The organism is Nocardiopsis akebiae, from assembly GCF_018316795.1.
Lineage (GTDB): Bacteria > Actinomycetota > Actinomycetes > Streptosporangiales > Streptosporangiaceae > Nocardiopsis > Nocardiopsis dassonvillei.
The window spans coordinates 1,037,192-1,057,481 of sequence record NZ_CP074132.1 but is presented as its reverse complement, the minus strand read 5'-3'; the positions used below and the strand labels follow the sequence as shown (position 1 = coordinate 1,057,481).

At 72.7% G+C, this 20,290-nt stretch carries 17 protein-coding genes; 9 read left to right on the top strand and 8 right to left on the bottom strand.

Annotation, left to right across the window (positions count from 1 at the left end; all coding sequences use genetic code 11):
• Positions 1-56: 56 nt before the first annotated feature.
• Positions 57-776 (top strand): DUF998 domain-containing protein, encoded by a 720-nt coding sequence (locus KGD83_RS04520; protein ID WP_212642664.1) that lies wholly within the window; start codon positions 57-59, stop codon positions 774-776.
• A gap of 43 nt (positions 777-819) precedes the next feature.
• Here the strand turns inward: KGD83_RS04520 and KGD83_RS04515 are convergent, their stop codons facing one another.
• Positions 820-2,973 (bottom strand): HelD family protein, encoded by a 2,154-nt coding sequence (locus tag KGD83_RS04515; RefSeq protein ID WP_212642663.1) that lies wholly within the window; start codon positions 2,971-2,973, stop codon positions 820-822.
• A 349-nt stretch (positions 2,974-3,322) separates the two neighbouring features.
• Between KGD83_RS04515 and KGD83_RS04510 the strand changes: the two genes are divergently transcribed.
• Positions 3,323-3,835 (top strand): hypothetical protein, encoded by a 513-nt coding sequence (locus KGD83_RS04510; protein ID WP_249352141.1) that lies wholly within the window; start codon positions 3,323-3,325, stop codon positions 3,833-3,835.
• A 37-nt stretch (positions 3,836-3,872) separates the two neighbouring features.
• Here KGD83_RS04510 and coaA read toward each other — a convergent pair whose 3' ends face one another.
• Positions 3,873-4,778: a type I pantothenate kinase gene (coaA, locus tag KGD83_RS04505; RefSeq protein ID WP_212644264.1), complete on the bottom strand. Its 906-nt coding sequence runs from the start codon at positions 4,776-4,778 to the stop codon at positions 3,873-3,875.
• A 332-nt stretch (positions 4,779-5,110) separates the two neighbouring features.
• Between coaA and glmS the strand changes: the two genes are divergently transcribed.
• The gene (glmS, locus tag KGD83_RS04500) at positions 5,111-6,958 is read left to right on the top strand and encodes a glutamine--fructose-6-phosphate transaminase (isomerizing) (protein ID WP_212642661.1); all 1,848 of its coding nucleotides are present in this window, start codon (positions 5,111-5,113) and stop codon (positions 6,956-6,958) included.
• A gap of 125 nt (positions 6,959-7,083) precedes the next feature.
• Here glmS and KGD83_RS04495 read toward each other — a convergent pair whose 3' ends face one another.
• Both KGD83_RS04495 and KGD83_RS04490 read right to left on the bottom strand, forming a co-directional pair.
• Positions 7,084-7,452 (bottom strand): STAS domain-containing protein, encoded by a 369-nt coding sequence (locus tag KGD83_RS04495; protein ID WP_212642660.1) that lies wholly within the window; start codon positions 7,450-7,452, stop codon positions 7,084-7,086.
• Positions 7,453-7,604: 152 nt separating this feature from the next.
• On the bottom strand, positions 7,605-8,156 hold the full coding sequence (locus KGD83_RS04490) for an ATP-binding protein (protein ID WP_212642659.1): 552 nt from the start codon (positions 8,154-8,156) through the stop codon (positions 7,605-7,607).
• A 370-nt stretch (positions 8,157-8,526) separates the two neighbouring features.
• Here KGD83_RS04490 and KGD83_RS04485 point away from each other — a divergent pair, with 370 nt between their 5' ends.
• Together KGD83_RS04485 and KGD83_RS04480 are read left to right on the top strand one after the other, a co-directional pair.
• Entirely contained in the window at positions 8,527-9,363 is an 837-nt protein-coding gene (locus KGD83_RS04485) for a helix-turn-helix domain-containing protein (RefSeq protein ID WP_394358111.1), read from the top strand.
• A gap of 528 nt (positions 9,364-9,891) precedes the next feature.
• Positions 9,892-10,128, top strand: coding sequence for a DUF397 domain-containing protein (locus KGD83_RS04480; RefSeq protein ID WP_047868858.1), 237 nt, complete (start codon positions 9,892-9,894; stop codon positions 10,126-10,128).
• A 270-nt stretch (positions 10,129-10,398) separates the two neighbouring features.
• Here the strand turns inward: KGD83_RS04480 and KGD83_RS04475 are convergent, their stop codons facing one another.
• Entirely contained in the window at positions 10,399-11,745 is a 1,347-nt protein-coding gene (locus KGD83_RS04475; protein ID WP_212644263.1) for a KamA family radical SAM protein, read from the bottom strand.
• 345 nt (positions 11,746-12,090) lie between these two features.
• Between KGD83_RS04475 and plsX the strand changes: the two genes are divergently transcribed.
• The 3 genes from plsX (at position 12,091) to KGD83_RS04460 (ending at position 15,946) form a co-directional block, all read left to right on the top strand.
• Positions 12,091-13,215 carry a phosphate acyltransferase PlsX gene (plsX, locus tag KGD83_RS04470; RefSeq protein ID WP_212642657.1) on the top strand — a complete coding sequence of 375 codons (1,125 nt, stop codon included), beginning with the start codon at positions 12,091-12,093 and terminating at the stop codon, positions 13,213-13,215.
• 39 nt (positions 13,216-13,254) lie between these two features.
• Positions 13,255-15,000, top strand: a complete 1,746-nt coding sequence (gene argS, locus KGD83_RS04465; RefSeq protein ID WP_212642656.1) for an arginine--tRNA ligase — start codon at positions 13,255-13,257, stop codon at positions 14,998-15,000.
• 337 nt (positions 15,001-15,337) lie between these two features.
• A complete protein-coding gene (locus KGD83_RS04460) occupies positions 15,338-15,946 on the top strand; it encodes a YceI family protein (protein ID WP_212642655.1) in 609 nt (202 codons plus the stop codon).
• 56 nt (positions 15,947-16,002) lie between these two features.
• On the opposite strand, the gene KGD83_RS04455 is transcribed toward KGD83_RS04460, so the two are convergent.
• The 3 genes from KGD83_RS04455 to KGD83_RS04445 all read right to left on the bottom strand — a co-directional run bounded on the left by KGD83_RS04455 (position 16,003) and on the right by KGD83_RS04445 (position 18,636).
• The gene (locus tag KGD83_RS04455) at positions 16,003-16,908 is read right to left on the bottom strand and encodes a ribokinase (protein ID WP_212642654.1); all 906 of its coding nucleotides are present in this window, start codon (positions 16,906-16,908) and stop codon (positions 16,003-16,005) included.
• Positions 16,905-17,732, bottom strand: coding sequence for an exodeoxyribonuclease III (locus tag KGD83_RS04450; RefSeq protein ID WP_212642653.1), 828 nt, complete (start codon positions 17,730-17,732; stop codon positions 16,905-16,907). Before KGD83_RS04450 ends, KGD83_RS04455 begins: the two co-directional genes overlap by 4 nt.
• A gap of 133 nt (positions 17,733-17,865) precedes the next feature.
• Positions 17,866-18,636 carry a DUF1963 domain-containing protein gene (locus tag KGD83_RS04445; RefSeq protein WP_212642652.1) on the bottom strand — a complete coding sequence of 257 codons (771 nt, stop codon included), beginning with the start codon at positions 18,634-18,636 and terminating at the stop codon, positions 17,866-17,868.
• A 369-nt stretch (positions 18,637-19,005) separates the two neighbouring features.
• Here KGD83_RS04445 and KGD83_RS04440 point away from each other — a divergent pair, with 369 nt between their 5' ends.
• Complete coding sequence (locus KGD83_RS04440; protein ID WP_212642651.1) at positions 19,006-20,238, top strand: winged helix-turn-helix domain-containing protein; 1,233 nt, start codon at positions 19,006-19,008, stop codon at positions 20,236-20,238.
• Positions 20,239-20,290: the final 52 nt, after the last annotated feature.

Below are 20,290 nucleotides of genomic sequence, written 5' to 3'. Positions count from 1 at the left end.
CCCTTCGGAGGGTGTCCGAACGGGGGCGCGGGAACCCGTGGAAGGCAGGGGGCACGATGTCGCACTCCGCACAGATGCACTGGGACTACAGGGACGGAAGGGTCGCGGCCGTGGTGGCCGCGCTCGTGTACAGCCTGTGGGTCGTGGAGGTCATGCTGCCCGACAGCAGCGCGGCCCGGGGAGCCCTGGCCGTCCAGAGCTCGGACTTCGCCAGGTTCCTGGAGAGCGCGCACCGCATCGCGGCGATCCTGGTGGTGATCGCCGCCGGGATCGGGCTCGGGCTGGGCGCGAGGGAGCGGACGGGCCACCTGCTGGCGGTGTCGTGGTGGTGCATGCTCGTGTTCGGCGCGGCGTCGCTGGCCGCCACGTTCTTCCCCGGGCCGTGCGTGGTGTCCACGGACGTCCCGTGCGCGTCGGAGTCGCTGGCGGAGGGGCTGGAGGGGGCCACGGCGGCCCAGGCCGTCGTCGCGGTTGTCGCGCTCCTGGCCGCGCTGACGGGCGCGATCGTGCTGGCGGTGGACCGGCGCAGGACGGGCGACGGCAAGTGGCCGCTGGTGGCCGTCGTGGCGGCGTTCCAGCTGGTGACCGCCGTCGCCGTCCTGGTCGCGGCGGTACGGGTCTACGCGGGCGGGGGCGACGGCGACCCGGGGGTCGTGTTCAGCGCCCTGCAACGGCTCCACCTGGTGGCGGTGGCCCTGTGGCTGCTCACCGCGGGCCTGCTGCCCAGCCTGTGGAAGCGGTCCTGGACGCCCCGGCGCGCCCGCGTCGAGCGCTGAGGGACCGGAGCGGGAGCGGCTCCCGGCGCGCTCCCGCCCGTCGTCACGCCCCGGTGTCGCGCAGGGCCTCCGGCAGGGGGCGCGCGTGCACCACGTGCAGGGTGCTCACCGCACGGGTGAGCACCACGTAGAGCCGGTTGACGCCGCGCTCCTCGGCCTCGGCGATGGCGGCGGGCTCGGCGACGACCACGGCGTCGAACTCCAGGCCCTTGGCCAGGCTCGCGGGGACCGCGACCAGGCGGCCCGCGTCCGGCCCGGCGCCCGCCTCCCCCAGCAGCGGCGCGGCCAGCCCCTCTGCTTCGACGGCCTCGCGCAGGGCGGGCAGGTCGGCGTCGGCGGCGATGAGGCCGACCGAGCCCTCCCCCCTGAGCGCGGTGCGGCAGGCGTCGGCGACCGATGCGGCCAGACCGCCCTCGGCGGTAGTGATCCGCAGCGCCCCGGGCGCGCGGCGCACGGCGACGGGCGCGCCGAGTCCGGGCGCGATCGCGGGCAGCAGGCGGGCGGCGAAGTCGATGATCTGGGCGGGGACGCGGTAGCCGCGGTCCAGGACGCTCAGGTGGCCGGTGGGCTTGCCCAGGTGTTCCAGGAGCGTGGACCAGTCGACGGCCGCCGAGGGGCTGGTGCCCTGGGCGATGTCGCCGAGCACCGTGAGCGAGCCGGACACGCAGCGGCGGCCGATCGCCCGGCACTGCATGGGGCTCAGGTCCTGGGCCTCGTCCACCACGATGTGGCCGAGCCCGGCGGGGCGCTCGATGAGCGCGGCGGCCTCGTCCACCAGGGCCAGGTCCTCCTCCGACCACAGGGCCGCCTTGGGGCCGCGGGGCTTTCCCGGCAGCAGGACGGCGGCCTGCTCCTCCGTACTGAGCAGCCCCTCGGCGGCGCGGGCCAGGCGTTCGGGGTCGGTGAGCAGGCCGAACACCAGCTTGAGCGGGTCGGCCTTGGGCCACATGGCGGTGACGGCCGACTTCACGGCGGGGTCGCGGCGCACCTGCGCGTGGGTGCGGTCGTCGCAGACCTCGCCCCGGGCCTCCATGAGGGAGAGCACGGCGTGGGCGATGCGGTGGGAGAGGAGTTCGCGCCCGGAGCCGTAGGCGACGCCGCGTTCGGCCAGCTCGTCCAGGAGGGGGCGCAGGTCCTCGGGGTACAGGCGCCAGCGGCGCGACCCGCGGCGGACCATGACCGCCTCCTCGGGCGTGCGCAGGTGCGACCACAGGTCGCGGCGGACCACCTCGGCCATGCGGGCCTGGCCCTTGATCCGGGCGGCGCGGGGCTCCTCGGTGCGGCGCACCCACCCGGCGGCGGGGCGGGACCGCTCGGGCAGCCCGGCGGTGAGCATCTCGGTGACGGTGGTCTGCTGGACGTCCACCTCGCCGAGGGCGGGCAGGACGTCGCGGATGTAGGAGAGGAAGGAGCGGTTGGGGCCGACGATCGCCACGCCGGAGCGGGAGAGGCGTTCGCGCTCGGTGTAGAGCAGGAACGCGATGCGGTGCAGGCCCACGGCGGTCTTGCCGGTGCCGGGCGCGCCCTGCACGCACAGGGTGGTGGCGAGCGGGGCCCGGACCAGGCCGTCCTGCTCGGGCTGGATGGTGGCGACGATGTCGCGCATGGGCCCGGTGCGGGGGCGTTCGATCTCCGCGTCCAGCAGGGCGCTGGCGCGCTGACCGCTCCCGGTCGGGGCGGTGGTGAGCGGCTCGTCCTCGAAGGCGGTGAGCACCACCTCGGGGTCGGCGTCGCGGCCGTGGTCGATCGTGGTGAAGCCGTAGCGGCGGCGCAGGCGCACGTCCATCCGGTCGCCGGGCGAGGCACGGTAGTAGGCGACGCAGATGGGGGCGCGCCAGTCCAGGACCATCGGGCGCCCCTCGCCGTCGTGGACGTGGCGGCGGCCGATGTGGATCCGGTCGGGCCCGGCGCCGTCGGACACGTCGTCGTCCAGGAAGACGGTGCCCGGTTCGAAGTCGAGGCGGCCGAAGAACAGAGGGGCCCCGGGGACGTCGGCCAGGGCCGCGAGGCGGCGTTCGCGGCCGCGGCGCAGGGCGGCGTTGGTGACCTTGTCGTTGACGACGTCGCCCAGGACGAGTTCGCTGCCCTCGACCTCCGCGCGCATCCGGTCCAGGGCGGCGCGGGCGGCGGCCAGGCTGTCGCGCTCGGCCCGGAGTTCGGAGCTCACGGGCACGGCGGCGGAATCGGTCGTGGACATGCGGCGACCTCGGAAGGGATCGGCGGGACAGGGAGGCGGCTTCGCGCGTGCGCGGGTCCCGCCCCGGTCGCCGCGAGGGCCCGGTTCGTTCCGATCCGTGAGAGCGCACAGCACCCGTTCAGGGGGCGCGGCCGAAAAGAGGCACCACCTTACCCCCCGGGTGCTCCCCCGCCAAACCGGCCCTGGCGGGCGTGACCGCCCGGAGGGGACGAGAACCAACGCGGGCCCGGGAGCGTCCGAGGAACCGGGAGAGGACGGTACTCACATGCACCGCGTTCAGGACGACCTCGTACTACGGCCCGGCCTCCGGGCGGGATGGGCCAGGCTGGGTGTCGGGGTGGTGACCGGTGTGGTCACGACCGCCGGCGTCGCGTTCCGCGTCGGCCCGGGAGCGGCCCTGGCCACGGGGGTCGCGTGGACCGTGCTGGTCGCGGCGGTGGCCCTGCACCTCCACCGCGCCAGGATCGTGCTGACCGCGCACGAGATCGTCCTCAAGGGGGCGTTCCTCCAGCGGCGCCGGTCGCGGTCGCGCGCCGTGTGGACGATCCGCGCGACCGTCGTCCAGCCGCGCGGGGGCCCCTGCGACACGCTGTTCGTCCTCGACCAGCACGGCGGCGTGCTCGTCCGGGTGTACGGCGCCAACTACACGACCGAGGACATGGACCGGCTGGTGGGCGCGCTCGGACTGCCGTGCAGCGGCCCGGAGGGGCCTGTCACCCCCAAGGAGCTCAACCGGTTCCGGCCCGGTCTCGTGACGTGGTTCGAGCAGCACGCCTACCTGCTCGGAATGGCGTTCGCCGTCGCCCTGACCCTGGCCATCGTGGCGGGCGTACTGATCGGCCTGTCCCTGACGGCGGGGTAGCCGCGGCGGCCCGGCGCTGCCCCGCCGAACCGGTCGGTCAGGTCTTGCGCAGCCGCACCCGCCGCACGCGGTGGTCGTCGCCCTTGTACAGGACCAGGGTGGCCCGGCCCCGGGTGGGGCGGATGTTCTCCACGAGGTTGACCTCGTTGATGGTGCGCCAGGTGTTGGCGGCGAACTCCAGCGCCTCCTCCTCCCCGATGGCGGTGGCCATGTGGTGGAAGTAGGAGCGCGGGTCGGAGAACGCGGTGCGGCGCAGCTCTCGGAAGCGGTCGAGGTACCAGCCGCGGATGTTCTCGACCTTGGCGTCCACGTAGATGGAGAAGTCGAAGAAGTCGGCCACGGCCAGGCGCCCCGCGGCGGGGGGCTGGAGGACGTTGATGCCCTCGACGATGAGGATGTCGGGGCGGTGCACGGTCTGGCGCTCGTCCGGCACGATGTCGTAGTTCAGGTGGGAGTAGACGGGGATGTCGATCCGGTCGGCCCCCGCCTTCATCTCGGACACGAAGCGCACCAGGGCGCGGCGGTCGTAGCTCTCGGGGAAGCCCTTGCGGCGCATCAGGCCGCGCGATTCCAGCACCGCGTTGGCGTGCAGGAAGTTGTCGGTGCTGACCAGTTCCACGTCCGGGTGGTTGGGCCACTGGGCCAGCAGGGAGCGCAGGAGGCGCGCGGTGGTGGACTTGCCGACCGCGACGCTGCCCGCGACCCCGATGATGAACGGCGACGGGCGGTCGGACTCGCCGAGGAAGGCGCGCACGGCGGAGTGCCGCTGCTGGGTCGCGCCCACGTAGAGGTTGAGCAGTCGCGACAGCGGCAGGTAGACGTCCCGCACGTCGTCCAGGGAGGTGGGGTCGGTGGTGCCGCGGAGCTGGGCGAGGTCCGCCTCGGTCAGGGACAGGGGTGTGGAGGCCCGGAGCGCGGCCCAGGCCTCCCGGTCCATCTCCACGTACGGCGTGGAGAAGCCGTTCTTCGTCGTGTGAGACACGAATGACCACCCTAGAGCAGGGGGTCGACCGCACCGGGCGGCCGGTCCCCACAAGTCCCGCCATGGCCCCCGAAACGTGCCGTAAACCACATGTTCACGACACGCACCCCCAAAATTTTGCTTCCCCTTCCCTGGGGGTGGAATCGGTTCCACTCGTTGCCTCCCCATGCCCCCGACCTGCGCGGTCTACTCCCCATGCACCAAATGGTCTATACCGCTACCTGGGAAAACGACCAGTGGTATGGATGCCTGGTTGGTCGATTCGACCGGCTTCTTCGCTTACGCTGGCGGCCATGTGCGGAATCGTTGGCTACGTCGGGCCGCAACCGGCGCTTGAAGTCGTCGTGGACGGCCTCGCAAGGTTGGAGTACCGCGGATATGACTCCGCGGGTGTGGCTGTGCTGGGCGACGGTGCTCTGCGCACCGAGAAGCGCGCGGGCAAGCTCGCGAACCTGCGCCGGGCGCTGGAGGAGCGGCCCGTCAGCGGCGACGGCGCCGGGATCGGGCACACGCGCTGGGCAACGCACGGCGCGCCCAACGACGTGAACGCCCACCCCCACGTGGACAACGACAACCGCGTCGCCGTCGTCCACAACGGCATCATCGAGAACTTCGCCGCGCTGCGCCTGGAGCTGGAGGAGCGGGGCTGCAAGTTCCTCTCCGAGACCGACACCGAGGTCGCCGCCCACCTGCTCAACACCGAGCTGGCCCGGACCGGCGAGCTGCCCGCCGCCATGCGCGCGGTGTGCAAGCGGCTGGAGGGGGCGTTCACCCTCGTGGCCGCCTCCGTGGACGACCCCGACCTGGTCGTGGCGGCCCGCCGCAACTCCCCGCTGGTCGTCGGCCGCGGTGAGGGCGAGAACTTCCTGGCCAGCGACGTGGCGGCGTTCATCGCCCACACCCGCGAGGCGGTGGAGCTGGGCCAGGACCAGGTCGTGGAGCTGCGCGCGGACTCGATCACGGTGACCGACTACGAGGGCAACCCCGTCGACGTGCGCGAGTACCACGTGGACTGGGACGCCTCCGCCGCCGAGAAGGGCGGCTACGACTACTTCATGCTCAAGGAGATCGTCGAGCAGCCTCGCGCGGTGGCCGACACCCTCCTGGGCCGCGTGACGGTGGACGGCCAGCTCACCCTGGACGAGATGCGCCTGTCCCCGGAGGACCTGCGCTCGGTCGAGAAGATCGTCATCATCGCCTGCGGCACCTCCTACCACGCGGGCCTGATCGCCAAGTACGCCATCGAGCACTGGTGCCGCATCCCGTGCGAGGTCGAGGTGGCCAGCGAGTTCCGGTACCGGGACCCGATCCTGGACCAGCAGACCCTGGTCATCGCCATCTCCCAGTCCGGCGAGAGCATGGACACCCTGATGGCGGTCCGCTACGCCCGTGAGCAGCGCGCCCGGGTGCTGGCCATCTGCAACGTCAACGGGTCCACCATCCCGCGCGAGTCCGACGGCGTGCTGTACACGCACGCGGGTCCGGAGGTCGGCGTCGCCGCCACCAAGACCTTCCTCACCCAGCTGGCCGCCTGCTACCTGATCGGCCTGTACCTGGCGCAGGTGCGCGGGCTGAAGTTCGGCGACGAGATCAACGCCGTGATCGCCCAGCTGGCCACCATGCCCGAGCAGATCGAGCGGGTCCTGGAGACGGCCGAGCCGGTCCGCGAGCTGGCCCGGTCGCTGGCCGACGCGGACACGGTGCTGTTCCTGGGCCGCCACGTGGGCTACCCCGTGGCGATGGAGGGCGCGCTCAAGCTCAAGGAGCTGGCGTACATGCACGCCGAGGCGTTCGCCGCCGGTGAGCTCAAGCACGGGTCGATCGCGCTGATCGAGGACGGCGTGCCGGTCGTCGTGGTGGTGCCCTCCCCCGAGGGCCGCAGCGTGCTGCACGACAAGATCGTGTCCAACATCCAGGAGGTGCGCGCCCGCGGCGCCCGCACCATCGTCATCGCCGAGGAGGGCGACGAGGTGGTCCGCCCGTACGCGGACGTGCTCGTCCCCATCCCGGCGGTGCCGACCCTGCTCCAGCCGCTCGTGTCCACGATCCCCATGCAGGTGTTCGCCTGCGAGCTGGCCCTGGCCAAGGGCAACGACGTGGACCAGCCGCGCAACCTGGCCAAGAGCGTGACGGTCGAGTAGTAGCGGGAACGCAGGAAGGGGCGTGTCCGGCGCGCGGCGCCGGGCGCGCCCCCTGTCGTGTCCGGGGTCCGGTGTGTCCGGGGTCCGGTGGCCGACCGGCTCCGCTCCCCGTGGGAACGCTCCCGTCAGCGCGGCGCGCCGTGCCCCGACCCGTCGTGGGCGGCGCGTGCCGCGGAGACGTCGGTGTGGGTCGGCAGGACCGCGCCCAGCCCCAGGACGTCGAGGATGCGGGTCAGCTGGCGCGGGGGGCAGGCCAGGAGGAGGTGGTGTCGGGCCCCCGCTGCGAAGCGCAGGGCGCGCACGAGGGCGTTGACGCCCGAGGCGTCGATGAACTCCACCCGGGACAGGTCCACCGCGACGCAGCCGTCCGCGGCGGCGGCCGTGATCCGGGTGAACGCCTCCTCGGCGGTGGCGATGTCGATCTCGCCGCCCAGCTCGACGACGGTGATCCCGTCACAGACGAACTGGTCCTGTTCCGTGTCCAGCACGGTCACGCCTCGCTCCGGGGATCGGGTGTAGGGAACTCTGCTCAGGACGCGGTCGGCCAAATGCCGACATGCGTTGACAGCCTACTCTTCCCGGGCGGCCCGTCCGGTGCCGTCCACAGCCCCGAAGTCCTTTTCCTGCACCGCCTCGGAGGCGTGCGTCAGCCCTCACCACCGCATATCGCCCACACGATTTTTCCGCGGCCGCGCACCGGTTCCCAGCCCCATTCCCGACTGAAAGCGAAGACGAGGCCGAGCCCCCGGCCCGACTCGGCGAAATGGTGGGCGTCCACTCTGACCGGGGCTTTTTCGCTGGAATCGGCGACCATGCACACCACTCCGCCCCGCCCGCCGTCGAGGCGGCGCAGCTGGACCACGACGCGGCCGCGAGGGGCGCCTCCCTCGGGGAGGGCGTGGCGGCAGGCGTTGCCCACGAGTTCGGAGACGATGAGCCTGACGTCCTCAAGCTCCTCGCGGAACCCCCACTCCTCCAGGGCCCCGGAGGCGAACTCGCGCGCCCGGCGCACCGACTCCGGCGAGGCCGCGAACGCGCCCGCCGCGGCGTCCCTGGTCCGCGCACGCTCCCCGACCGAGAGGCGGCCCAGTGGGTCGTCCCACCAGCCGCCCAGGAGTGCCCGGGAGGCCTCCGCGAGAGAGGGGCGGCTCCAGGAGGGCTCGGAGTCGGTCTCCGAGGACACCAGCTCTGCGTTCATCACGGTCCTCACGGGTGCGCTGTCGGTTGCCCCGTCCTCGGGGCCATCGTGGCTTACATCTGTAAGACACAGATGCACGTGCAGCTCAACGTCCGGCCCAGGGTATAGGACGAAGTGCCCTTATTGGTAGATCCCCTGCGCAGAATTCACAGACGGGCATCCGTGTTTACACCAGACCCGCAAGGGGCCGATAGGCCCCAACCCAATCCCCGGCCGCCTCTGTCCGTAACGGAACCCCGTGGGTATACTGAGCGGTCGCCCGCACCAAAGCCGCTACAGCCGTTGCACAGGAGGCGATGTGGTCGCCGAAGAGGCACCGAATCTACAGGTCACCCAGGATTTCCTGGCCAATTCCAGCGGTGGCCCCACCGTGCTGCGCATTCTCCTGGGAACGCAGCTGAGGCGGCTGCGACAGGAGAAGGGGATTTCGCGGCACGACGCCGGATACGCCATCCGCGCCTCCCACGCCAAGATCAGCCGGATGGAGCTGGGCCAGGTCAGCTTCAAGCGCCGCGACGTGGACGACCTGCTCAAGCTCTACGGCGTGGACCGGGCGGACCAGCGCGAGGCCCTCCTCGGACTGGTCTCCAGCGCCAACGCCCAGGGCTGGTGGCACAAGTACGGCGACGTGCTGCCGAACTGGTTCGGCGTCTACGTCGGCCTGGAGGAGGCCGCGTCGGTCATCCGCACCTTCGAGGTGCAGTTCGTCCCGGGCCTGCTCCAGAGCGAGGACTACGCGCGCTCGGTCATCCGCCTGTCCCGGACCGCCACCTCGGACGAGGACGTGGACAGTCGTGTGCGGATGCGCATGCGCCGCCAGCGCAGATTCGTCGAACCGGACGCGCCCAGACTGTGGGCGGTCGTCGACGAGGCCGTGCTGCACCGCCCCTACGGCGACACCCGGGTGATGCGCGAACAGATCGAGCACCTGGTCGAGATGGCCCGCCGTCCCAACATCACCCTCCAGATCGCCACCTTCGCCATGGGCGGCCACCCCGCCGCGGGCGGCCCCTTCAGCATCCTGCGCTTCCCCACCCCCCAGCTGCCCGACGTGGTCTACCTGGAGCAGCTGAGCAGCGCCCTGTACTTCGACAAGTACGACGACACCCACCGCTACGCGCAGACGATGGACCACCTCGCCACCCAGGCGCCGCCGCCCTCTGCCACGGAGGAGATCCTCCGCAGCTTCCTGGAGCGCTACTCCTGACCCCCGCCCCCGCCCGCCGGTTCCCGAGCCCCTGACCGGGGTACCCGCCTCGGGACGCCCTCCCCCCGAACCCGTCGGCCCCCGCTGGCCCCCGCACCGGGAGCCCAGCCGCCCCGCCGACCGCCTCCCCCACCGCCGCCCCACGCCTGGTCGCTCTCCGCGCCCGGGCGTTCGCTTTGCGCACACGGAATCGGCCCCCCGATGGCCGCCTTCGGCCACGACCGGACAACGATCCGCGGGGGCCGGATCCCCTCCGGACCCGACGCGTCGGGCGTGACGTGCGGTTCCGCCCGGGAACCACCTGACGCGCTTGCATAAGTACTTACCGCCGTAAGTACGAATGCACGTGCATAAGCTACGCTTTGGCTCGCACCGGGGATGAAACAGCCCAACGGGGGACAGGGCCTCCCATGCCCGGGGTCGTCTTCCCGGTGGGGGCCGGGGGTTCGACACAACGGGCGCGGTGGACTGGACCGCCGCGTGTGGACACACCCCGCTCACGCGTCCCCCACGTTCCAGGAGGTTGAGATGCATCCGATCTACAACGGCGTTCCCGCCGGCAGCCTGCCGAAGGTCGTCTGGACCAAGAGCAGCTGGAGCAACCCGGACGGGAACTGTGTCGAGGTCGCCGCCCTACCGGACGGGGACATCGCCGTGCGCAACTCGCGCGACCCCCAGGGGCCGGCCCTCGTCTACACCCCCGCCGAGATCGAGGCCTTCGTGCGCGGCGCCAAGACCGGCGACTTCGACGCCCTCCTGAGCTGACCCGGCTCCCCCGCCCCTCAGACCATCCCGGAAAGGGTCCGCGTCGAGGGCCGCCGTGACTACCCGAACCCGTCCGGCGGCCCGCACTCCGTCCACGGCGCGGACGCGAGCGGAGCCCGGCACCACCGCGGTGCCGGGCTCCGTCTTGTGTCCGGGTCCGCGCGCGGCGGACGGGGCCCGCCCCAGGGACGCTCCAATTCCCCTGGGACGGGACCGCCGTCCGCTCCTCCCCCGGCTTTCGGAACCGAGGCGCGCGGCGCCGGGTCGTGGCTACAGGCGGGTGGGATCGACCAGGCCGCCGGACGCGCCGACCGGGGGCTGCTCCCACGGCAGGTGGGTGGCGCCCAGGGCGGGCTTGAGGTCGAACAGCCACGCGGCCTTCTCGTCGTACTCGGCGAAGAAGGGCCTGCCGACCAGCTCGGGGTCGCGCGCCTGGATGAAGTGCAGGACGAAGACCTTCTGGCCCGCCACCTCGGTGACGCCGTCCACACACACCTTGCCGGGGGTCGCCGACATCGACGGGCCGCGCACCGTGCGGGCCAGTCCCGAGACGTTCTTGTAGGCGCCGCGGAAGATCTCGTAGGCCTCCGCCAGCGGCACCGCGAAGTAGTCCTGCGGACCCGTGTCACGCTCGACGAACATGTAGTACGGGACCATGCCGTGCCGCAGGTGGGTGCGCCACATGCTCTCCCACACGGCGGAGTCGTCGTTGATCGTGCGGATCAGCGGCGCCTGCGTGCGGATGACGGCGCCGGTCGCGCGGATGCGGCGCACCGCCTCCTGGACCAGCTCGGGCCGCATCTCGTTGGGGTGGGAGAAGTGGGCCATGAACGCGAGGTTCTTGCCCGAGGCCACGACCTTCTCGAACAGGCGCAGGGTGTCGTCGGCGTCCGGGTCGGTGACGAAGCGCTGCGGCCAGTAGGCCAGCGCCTTCGTGCCGATTCGGATGGCCTCCAGGTGCTCGATCTCCAGCAGCGGCTCGATGTACTTGGAGATGACCCCCTCGCCCATGATCATCGGGTCGCCGCCGGTGAACAGGACGCTGGTGACCTCGGGGTGCGAGCGGACGTAGTCGACGAGCTGGTCGATCTCGCTGGAGGCGAACTTCAGGTCGGCGTCGCCGACGAACTGGGCCCAGCGGAAGCAGTACGTGCAGTACGCGTGACAGGTCTGCCCCTGCTTGGGGAAGAAGAGCACGGTCTCCTTGTACTTGTGCTGGACGCCGGGGATGGGCTCCTCGTTGGCCAGCTTGGGCACGTTGAGGTCCATCTGGCCCGCGGGGTGCGGGTTCAGGCGGGCGCGGATCTGGTTGGCGGCCTCGTTCAGCTCCTTGCGCTGGGCGCCAGAGCGCAGCAGGTCGGCGATCCGGGACACGTCGTCCTGGGGCAGCATGTCCGCCTGCGGGAAGACCAGGCGGTAGATCGGATCGTCGGGAGCCGCGTCCCAGTCGATCAGCTCGTCGACGACGTAGCTGTTGACCCGGAACGGCAGCACGGTGGCCACCGCCTGCACGGCGAGCCGCTCGTCGGCGGCGAGCCCGGCTCGCGCGGTGAGCTCGTCGAGGTGTTTCGTCGTGTAGGCACGAAACCGACGTCCGGCGGACGGGGACGTCGCCACGTCTGGCGTAACGCTCACGCCTCTCCTTTCTGCGGGTGAGCAGGGCGCCCGCCGGGTTGGTGCGGGCAGCCCTGATCCGGTGGTTCCGGCGCGCGTGCGCACCGGCGGACCACCGGGAGGTGTTCGATGTGGTTGTCGCGTGCCGCCGGAGGGTGATCACGTTCCGGGGCAGCGAGCGGATATACCCCGTCTAGGGACTTTTATCCATCATGCGGGAAGTCCAGTCCTGACCTGGACATACGGTAAGTATCCTCGCATGAGTAGACGAAAGTGCCCGACGGTGCCGCCACCGCACGACCCGATACCGTGTCACCGCGTCCGCCCACCACACCCGTGAGGGAACAGTTGACTGGTACACCCGACGCGGAGGCGTCCGTCGCGCGGCGCTCGTCCCCGCCGATCATCGCCGTGGACGCGATGGGCGGCGACAACGCGCCGGCCGAGATCGTGCGGGGAGCCGTGCTGGCCGTCCGCGAACTCGGCCTGCGCGTCCTGCTCGTGGGACGGCGCAGCGAGATCGCCGCGCTGCTCGCCGAGGAGGGCGCGCTGCGCGACATCCCCGTCGTGCACGCCGAGGACAACCTGGCCATGCACGAGGGCGCCCTGGCCAGCTGGCGGCGGCCCCGTTCCAGCGCGGCCGTCTCCTGCCGCCTGATCCGTCGGGGCGACGCCGACGCCCTGGTCTCGGCCGGTTCCACCGGCGGAATCGTGGCGACCTCCACCGTGCGGCTGCGCACCCAGCCCGGAGTCCTGCGCCCGGCGCTGGCTGTGACCCTTCCCACCGGCGAGACGCCCACGATCATGGTGGACGCCGGGGCCAACGCCGACGCCAAGCCCGAGATGCTGGTGCAGTTCGCGCACCTGGGCTGCGCGTACGCCCAGACCGCGTTCGGGGTGCGCAGGCCCAGGGTGGGCGTGCTCACCATCGGCTCGGAGCCGGGCAAGGGCAACAAGCTCGTGCGCCGGGCGACGGAGCTGCTGGCGGCCACAGCGGAGGGGCCCCCGGCGATGGACTTCCGGGGCAACATCGAGGGCCACGACCTGCTCGCGCGCAAGGTGGACGTGGTGGTGACCGACGGCCACACCGGCAACGTGGCGCTGAAGTCGGTGGAGGGCACCGCAGCGTTCGCGATGGAGGCCGTGCAGGCTGCGCTGACCTCCTCGGCCGCGGCCAGGGCGGGCGCGCTGTTGCAGCGCAAGGCGCTACGGAGCCTGCGCGAGCGGCTGGACAGCGAGACCTACGGCGGCGCCGCGCTGCTGGGCCTGAACGGGACCGTGGTGATCGCGCACGGAGACAGCCGGGCCAAGGGCGTGGCCCGGGCCTGCCAGCTGGCCAACGACCTGGCGGGCGGCCGCATCGGGGAGCAGATCCGCCGTCGGGTGCACAGCCGCCCGCCGAACTGGCTGCACCGCCTGGCCCAGTCCGAGGCGCCGGGACAAAGGGGCACGGAGCAGACCGAGGAGCGCTGACGGGCCGGGAGGGGCGGCTCCGGTCGGTACGCTTGGGGCATGGCCGACCCGCAGGAAGTACTCTCGCGACGGGTCCAGTCCGCCCTCGGCGCCGCCTTCGGCCCCGAGTTCGCCGACACCGACCCCGTCATCCGCCCGTCCCAGTTCGCCGACTACCAGGCGAACGCCGCGCTCGCGCTCGCCAAGCGACTGGGCCGAAAGCCGCGTGAGGTGTCCGCGGCGATCATGGAGCACCTGGACGTGGCCGACGTCTGCCGCGACGTCGAGGTCAGCGGGCCGGGCTTCATCAACCTGACGCTGCGCGAGGACTGGATCGCCGAGCAGACCCGCCGGCTCCTGGACGACCCGCGCCTGGGCGTGCCCGAGCAGGAGCGCCAGAACATCCCGCTGGACTACTCCGCGCCCAACGTGGCCAAGGAGATGCACGTCGGGCACCTGCGCACCACCGTGGTCGGCGACGCGCTCGCGCGCACCCTGGAGTTCCTGGGCCACAACGTCATCCGCCAGAACCACATCGGCGACTGGGGCACCCCCTTCGGCATGCTCATCGAGCACCTGCTGGAGGTGGGCGAGGACTCCCCCGAGGCGGACCTGGTCACCACCGACCCCAACGCCTTCTACCAGGCGGCCCGGAGCAAGTTCGACTCCTCGGGCCCCGGACCCGACGACTTCGCCGCGCGCGCCCGCCGCCGCGTGGTCTCCCTCCAGAGCGGCGACGAGGAGACGCTGCGCCTGTGGCGCAAGCTCGTCGGCCTGTCCAAGGTCTACTTCAACAAGGTGTACGCCAAGCTCGGCGTGACCCTCACCGACGAGGACCTGGCCGGGGAGAGCAGCTACAACTCCGCGCTCGCCGACGTGTGCGAGGAGCTGGAGGCCAAGGGCATCGCCGAGATCAGCGACGGCGCCCTGTGCGTGTTCCTGGAGGGCTTCACCGGCCGCGAGGACAAGCCCGTCCCGCTGATCGTGCGCAAGAGCGACGGAGGCTACGGCTACGCCACCACCGACCTGGCCACCGTCCGCCACCGCGTGGACGACCTCAAGGCCGACCGCATCCTGTACGTGGTCGGCGCACCGCAGGCCATGCACTTCAAGATGGTGTGGGCCACCGCCCGCCAGGCCGGGTGGCTGCCCGAGGGCGTGGAGACCGTCCACGTGCAGATCGGCAACGTGCTGGGCGGCGACGGCAAGATCCTGCGCACCCGCAGCGGCGCCCCGGTGCGCCTCATGGCGCTGCTGGACGAGGCGATCGAGCGCGCCGCCGCGGTGGTCGCGCAGAACCGCCCCGACCTGGACGCCGAGGGCCAGGCCGAGATCGCCCGCCAGGTGGGCATCGGCGCGGTCAAGTACGCCGACCTGTCGGTCGCGCACGACACCGAGTACACCTTCGACTTCGACCGGATGCTGGCCCTGACCGGCAACACCGGCCCGTACCTGCAGTACGCCCAGGCCCGGATCCGGTCCATCTTCCGCAAGGGCGGCTTGGAGCTGTCGCAGGCCAGGGGGGACATCAGCGTCTCCGAGGGCGCCGAGCGCGACCTCGCCCTCAAGCTGCTGGAGTTCGGCGCGGTGGTGGCGCAGGTCGGCGACCTGCTCCAGCCGCACCGGCTGTCCACGTACCTGTTCGAGCTGGCGCAGTCCCTGACGGCCTTCTACGAGCACTGCCCGGTGCTGACCGCCTCCGACGAGGCCGAGCGCGAGTCGCGCCTGGCGCTGGTCGCGGTGGCGTTCCGGGTCCTGGTCCAGGGTCTGGACCTGCTGGGCGTGGAGGCTCCCGAGCACATGTAGCGGAGCGCACGCGGGCCCGCCGGGCGCGCGTGCGGGAGGAGGCCGGGGCGGCGCCGCCCCGGCCTCCTTCGCGTGCGCGCCGGTGGCCGTGGGTGCGCGGCGCTTCACCCGCCGTGTTACTCCGCCGTCGTGCGGCTGACCGGTTCCGGTCGCCGGGAAGCGCCCGGGGGATCTCACACGCGGCGAACCGGCTCGTCAGAGGCGGTTTCAGCGCGTGCGCGGCCACCGAGTCGAAGATCTCGCCCCCGACCGGGCCGGAACTCCGTCCCCCGTCCAGGCGTCAGACCTAAAGTATGTGGACAAAAGCCTCAGATAAGACAAAAGGGAGAAATCGTTAATGACAACCGCCCCCGCGGAGGTCGGTCCCGGACCCGGCACCTGGTACCTCGACCCGCTGCACTCCAGCCTGATCTTCGTCGCCCACTACCTGCGCTTCGGCCGGGTACAGGGCACGTTCGGCCGGGCCTGGGGCCGCGTCGCCGTCGCCGAGGAGCCCGAACGGTCCGCGGTGGAGGTCGTCCTCGACGCCGCCAGCGTCAACACCGGCGTGGGCGCGCGCGACGCCCACCTGCGCTCCCCCGACTTCCTGGACGTGGACCACTACCCCGAGCTGCGCTTCGCCTCCACCGGGATGGAACCGGGCGGGCGCAACCCCGACGCCTTCCGCCTGCACGGCGACCTGACCATCCACGGCACGACCGTGCCCACCGTGCTGGACGCCCAGTGGGTGGGCGAGGCCCCCGACTACGCCTCCCCCGAGGACACCCACGGCCACTTCTTCTCCGCCACGACCCGGATCCGCCTCTCGGACTTCGGCGTGGGCGACGGCGGGCCGGTGCCCTGGGGAGGCCGCATGGTCGGCGACACGGTGGACATCGTGCTGGAGGTGCGCCTCCAGAACCAGGACCCCGCCCCCTTCCTCCGCCAGATCGGGCACGCGCCCTGAGGAGCGCGCCCGAACGGCCGGGGCCCCGCGGGAGCCGGGGAGGGGCGGCGGCGGGCTCAGCCGCCCAGCAGCGCCTCGACCTCGTCCCGGGAGGCCATCGACGAACTGGCGCCGTGCCGCTGGACCGAGAGCGCGGCCGCCGCGGCGGCGAACCGCATGGCCTCCTGCGGCGTGCGGCCCTCCGCGCGGGCGACCGCGAACGACCCGCAGAAGACGTCCCCGGCCGCCGTGGTGTCCACCGCCTCCACCCGGCGCGCGGGAACGTGCAGCGGCTCGCCCCCTCTGCGGCCGTGGAGCGAGCCGTCCTCGCCCAGGGTCAGCAGCACCTCCGGAACCAGTTCCAGCAGCGCGGCCAGCGCCTCTCGCGGCTCGGCGCGGCCGGTGATCGCGGCCGCCTCGTGCTGGTTGGGCACCAGGACGTCCACCGACTCCAGGAGTTCGGCGGGCAGTTCGCGCGCGGGAGCCGGGGTCAGGTAGACCGGGACGCCCAGCTCGCGGCCGGTGCGCGCGGCCGAGACCACCGCCTCCACGGGCAGTTCGAGCTGGAGCAGCAGGGCGGCGCTGCCCCCGATGATCCCGGGGTCGCCCGCGGCCACGCCGGTGACCTCGCCGTTGGCCCCGGGCACGACGATGATCGAGTTGCCGCCCCCGCCGTCCACGACGATGTGCGCCACCCCCGACGCCCCGGGCACCGTGCGCAGCCCGGACACGTCGATGCCGCTGCCGACGAGGTTGGCGCGCAGGTCCTCCCCGAAGGAGTCCTCGCCCACCGCGCCGAGGAAGGCCACGTCGGCCCCGGCCCTGGCCGCGGCCACGGCCTGGTTGGCGCCCTTGCCGCCGGGCACCTGGCGAAAGGCCGTGCCCGTGACCGTCTCCCCGCTGGCGGGCACCTGTTCGACGTAGGCGACCAAGTCCATGTTGACGCTGCCGAAGACCGCCACGCGGGGCGCCGCGGCGCTCACTTGGCAGCCTCCCTGGCCACGGCCTCGCCGCCGTCGCCGTCCAGGCCCACGATGACCGGGGCGTGGTCGGAGGCGCCCTTGCCCTTGCGCTCCTCGCGGTCGATGCTCGCGCCGCTGACGCGGTCGCGCAGCGCCGGGGAGGCGAGCACGAAGTCGATGCGCATACCCCTGCGCTTGGGGAAGGCCAGGCCCTTGTAGTCCCAGTAGGTGTACACGCCGGGGCCGGGGGCGTAGGCGCGCACGACCTCGTCGAACCCGGTGCCGACCAGCTTGTCGAAGGCCACGCGCTCGGGCTCGGTGACGTGGGTGCTGCCCTCGAAGGCGGCCATGTCCCACACGTCCTCGTCGCGTGGGGCGATGTTGAAGTCGCCGACGTAGGCGATCTGGGCGTCGGGGTCGGCGGCCAGGCTGGCGGCGCCCGCCTCGCGCAGCGCCTCCAGCCAGCGGAGCTTGTAGGCGTAGTGGGGGTGGTCGACCTCGCGCCCGTTGGGCACGTACAGGCTCCACACCTGCACGCCCCCGCAGGTGGCGCCGATGGCGCGGGCCTCGGCCTCCTCGGGGTCGCCGTAGCCGGGCTGGCCGGGGAAGCCGATCCGCACGTCCTCCAGGCCGACGCGGGAGGCGATCGCGACCCCGTTCCACTGGGACAGGCCGTGGTGGGCCACCTCGTAGCCGCGGTCGGTGAGGACCGAGGCGGGGAACTGGTCGTCCCGGGCCTTGGTCTCCTGGATGGCGAGGACGTCGACGTCGCTCCGGTCCAGCCAGGCGCCGATCCGCTCGGCCCTGGCCCGGGCACTGTTCACATTCCATGTCGCGATACGCACAGCAGAAGGCTAGGCCATGGCGGCGACGGGACCGGCCTCGCCGGGGAGCCGGTCCCGCGTGTCCGCCACCGCACCCACGGCCTCGCCGGGACCGCGCGGAGCGGGCCGCGCCGCCGCGGCGCCCGCGCGGCCGTCAGGGGTGGGAGGCCAGCACCCCGCCCACCGCCTTCGTGAAGTCCATCGCCTCCAGGTCGTGCCGGTACATGACCCACACCGCGTACCCGGTCCAGCCGGGGGCGCCGTACATCCCGTAGTGGGCCTGGGCCAGCAGCACGCGCTCCCCTCCGTCCCGCTCGTAGTCCGCCGGGGTCTGGACGAAGGGCGGGTCCTGCGGCGAGTAGGCGTACCCGCCCAGGATCAGGTCGGACCGGCGCACGTGCTCCAAGCCGTCGTACTGGTCCAGCCGGTGCTCCCGGTAGACCCGCTCGGTCTCCCCGTCCGCGACGACGGCGCCGTCGGCACCCGTCGGCATGCTCCAGGCAGTCCGGGCGTAGAGGGGGTACGGATCGGTGTGGGGGGTGCCCTCGTCGGGGACGCGTTCGACCGCGGCCGCCCCCGAGGGGACGTGGACCACGGCGCCGTCGCCCGCGGACCCCTCCGGGTCGCACCGGTTGGCGAAGAACAGCAGGTGACCGTCCCGCGGCAGCGGGAAGTCGAGCACGTCCCGGGGCAGGGCCGCGCAGTCCACGGAGGCGATGAGGTCCGGGAAGCCGTTCCAGTCGACGTCCGGTGGGAGGACGGGGCGGCCGCCGTACCGCCCGGCGAGGACCCCGCCGCCGCCGTCGGCGGGACCCAGCCCGATCTGGGGGCGGGCCAGGCGCAGGCCCGTGTCGACGGCGTGCTCCGGCACGCCGCTCCTGCGGGCCGCGTCGCGGTACTCCTCGAAACTGTCCATGACGGACATGCTGTCGCATCGGGGGGACATCCCGCCGCGCGGGCGGGCACGCGACGGGGAAGGAGAAAACAGCCCTGTGGACAACGGGAGCACGGGGCTCCGGTCGGGGAGAATGCGAGGAGGCGACCGTTCGTGCCCCGCTCCTCGGGGGCGCGGGGCACGGGAACGGTCGTGGCCCCGGTGCGGCCGTCCTCCGCACCGGGGCGTGCGCGACTCCCGGCACGTGCCCGGTGGTCGTCGTCGCGCTCTGTTGGACGGCTTTCCACCCCCGGAGGTTCGCATTGGGTCAAAGGTTTTTCGGCGCTCCCCGCCGGTCCGGCGCACGGGTCCCGCGGCCCGGAGGGGCGGACTGTCGGCGGTCGGGGTTACGGTGGCGCAATGGCAGAACCGCACCCCCGCCGCGACGCGGAACTCTCCCTCTCCCAGGCGCGCAGGATCGCGCTCGCCGCGCAGGGGTTCAGCGACCCCCGGCCCGCCGGGAAGCCGACCCTCGCCCACCTGGCGCGGGTGGTGCGCAGGGTGGGAATCCTCCAGATCGACAGCGTGAACGTGCTGGCCCGCAGCCAGTACCTGCCGGTCTTCGCGCGCATGGGCGCCTACGACACCGCCCTGCTGGACCGGGCGACCACCTCCGCGACCGGGTCGGGGGCCGCGCGGCTGGTGGAGTGCTGGGCGCACGAGGCCAGCCTGGTGCCGCCCTCCACCCGCCAGCTCATGCGCCACCGGATGGAGCGCAACCGCGCCCAGGAGCGCGTGGGGTGGATGGACCGCATCCGGGAGGAGAAGCCCGAGCTGGTCAAGGCGGTGCTGGAGGAGGTGGTGCGGATCGGCCCGGCCAGCGCCCGGCAGGTGGAGGCGGCGCTGGCGCACGACGTGCCGCGCGCCAAGGACCACTGGGGGTGGAACTGGTCCGAGGTCAAGAGGTGCCTGGAGTACCTGTTCTGGGTGGGCGACCTGACCTCCAACGGGCGCAACGCGCAGTTCGAGCGGCTCTACGACCTGCCCGAGCGGGTGCTGCCGCCGGAGGTGTACGCGGCGCCGGAGACCACCCCGGAGGAGGCGCACCGGGAGCTGGTGTCGATCGCGGCCCGCGCCCACGGGGTGGCCACCGAGGCGTGCCTGCGCGACTACTTCCGCCTCAAGTCCACCGAGTCCCGGGCGGCCGCCTCCGACCTGGTGGAGGCGGGTGAGCTGGTGCCGGTGCGGGTGCGGGGCTGGGACCGCACGGCCTATCTGCACCGGGACGCCCGGGTGCCGCGCGGCGTGCGGGCGCGGGCGCTGCTGAGCCCGTTCGACTCGCTGGTGTGGACGCGCGACCGGGCGGAGGAGCTGTTCGGGTTCCGGTACCGGCTGGAGATCTACGTGCCCGCCGCCAAACGGGTGCACGGCTACTACGTGCTGCCGTTCCTGCTGGGCGAGGACCTGGTGGCGCGGGTGGACCTCAAGGCGGACCGCGCCTCGGGGACCCTGCTGGCGCAGCGGATCACGCTGGAGGACGGCGCGCCCGCCGAGACGCTGGCCGAACTGGTCGAGCAGCTGACCGAGATGGCGGCCTGGCTGGGCCTGTCCAACGGCGTCGGCGGCCCGGCGCTGGCCTCCGGCGGACGCTAGGCGCCGCCGTCGCCCCCGGGCCACGCGAGGGGCCCGTGTGCTCGCGCATCCG

What these genes read in the sequence shown, in the direction of transcription:
- KGD83_RS04490 (WP_212642659.1), bottom strand. Translation starts at nt 8,156, where the DNA reads ATGAACGCAGAGCTGGTGTCCTCGGAGACCGACTCCGAGCCCTCCTGG.
- KGD83_RS04480 (WP_047868858.1), top strand. Translation starts at nt 9,892, where the DNA reads ATGCATCCGATCTACAACGGCGTTCCCGCCGGCAGCCTGCCGAAGGTC.
- KGD83_RS04460 (WP_212642655.1), top strand. Translation starts at nt 15,338, where the DNA reads ATGACAACCGCCCCCGCGGAGGTCGGTCCCGGACCCGGCACCTGGTAC.
- KGD83_RS04515 (WP_212642663.1), bottom strand. Translation starts at nt 2,973, where the DNA reads ATGTCCACGACCGATTCCGCCGCCGTGCCCGTGAGCTCCGAACTCCGG.
- KGD83_RS04445 (WP_212642652.1), bottom strand. Translation starts at nt 18,636, where the DNA reads ATGTCCGTCATGGACAGTTTCGAGGAGTACCGCGACGCGGCCCGCAGG.
- KGD83_RS04520 (WP_212642664.1), top strand. Translation starts at nt 57, where the DNA reads ATGTCGCACTCCGCACAGATGCACTGGGACTACAGGGACGGAAGGGTC.
- argS (WP_212642656.1), top strand. Translation starts at nt 13,255, where the DNA reads ATGGCCGACCCGCAGGAAGTACTCTCGCGACGGGTCCAGTCCGCCCTC.
- KGD83_RS04440 (WP_212642651.1), top strand. Translation starts at nt 19,006, where the DNA reads ATGGCAGAACCGCACCCCCGCCGCGACGCGGAACTCTCCCTCTCCCAG.
- glmS (WP_212642661.1), top strand. Translation starts at nt 5,111, where the DNA reads ATGTGCGGAATCGTTGGCTACGTCGGGCCGCAACCGGCGCTTGAAGTC.